Source organism: Rhodovulum viride, assembly GCF_003265965.1.
GTDB lineage: Bacteria > Pseudomonadota > Alphaproteobacteria > Rhodobacterales > Rhodobacteraceae > Rhodovulum > Rhodovulum kholense.
Map to the genome: position 1 here is coordinate 1 of NZ_MUAV01000109.1, position 1,041 is coordinate 1,041.

A 1,041-nucleotide genomic window follows, 5' to 3' on the forward strand; every position below is an offset into this window, starting at 1 on the left:
CGGTTCGCGGAGGATTACGAGCGGCTGCGGAGCGATTTCAACGCGACGGTCGATACGCTGAACGAGCTGATCGGCTCGGTGGTCGAGAACGCGACCGAGATCCATGCCCGGGCCGAAGAGATCAGCGGGGCCTCGGACGACCTGTCGCGCCGGACCGAAAATCAGGCCGCCACGCTGGAAGAGACCGCGGCCGCGCTCGACGAACTGACCTCCAGCGTCCGGTCCGCCGCCTCCGGTGCCGCCGAAGTCGAGACGGTGGTGCGCGAGGCGCGCGGCAATGCCGAACAGTCGGGCATGGTGGTCAAGGAGGCCATCGGCGCGATGTCGGAAATCAAGAAATCCTCTGACGAGATCGGCCAGATCATCGGCGTCATCGATGACATTGCCTTCCAGACCAATCTGCTGGCGCTGAACGCGGGCGTCGAGGCGGCGCGGGCAGGCGAGGCCGGGCGCGGCTTTGCCGTGGTCGCCTCCGAGGTGCGGGCGCTGGCGCAACGGTCGTCCGAGGCGGCGAAAGAGATCAAGACGCTGATTTTGGCCAGTTCCGAACATGTGGAATCGGGGGTGTCGCTGGTGAACCGCACCGGCGAGGCGCTGACCGACATCGTCGAGCGGGTGAGCAACATCGCCGAACTGATCGGCGACATTGCAACCGGCGCGCAGGAACAGTCTGTGGGGCTGGGCGAAATCAATGTGGGTGTGACCGAGCTTGACAAGGTGACCCAGCAGAACGCGGCCATGGTCGAGGAGGCGACAGCGGCCAGCACCACGCTCAAGCAGGAGGCATCGACGCTGCAGCAACTGGTGGCACGGTTCCGGCTGCGGAACGCGGCGCCCGGCCGACCGGCGGCACGGCCGGCCCCCTCTGCCCGGCCCGCAGCAACGCCGGCCACCGGTGCTCCCTCCAAGCGCGCGGTCAACGACGCCGGATGGCAGGACTTCTGACGCTTCGGGACCGGTATCCGGCAAGCCCCGAAACAGGACCGACCTGACGGCGACCCAGCCTGGAGCGGTGGCGCCATGACCTTGGCCCGGGCCGCC

General features: G+C 68.0%; 1 protein-coding gene. It reads left to right on the forward strand.

The window, feature by feature from the left end:
- The coding region (locus BYZ73_RS21260; protein ID WP_245943264.1) for a methyl-accepting chemotaxis protein at nt 1–945 on the forward strand (945 nt) is incomplete at its 5' end.
- Nucleotides 946–1,041 lie beyond the last annotated feature (96 nt).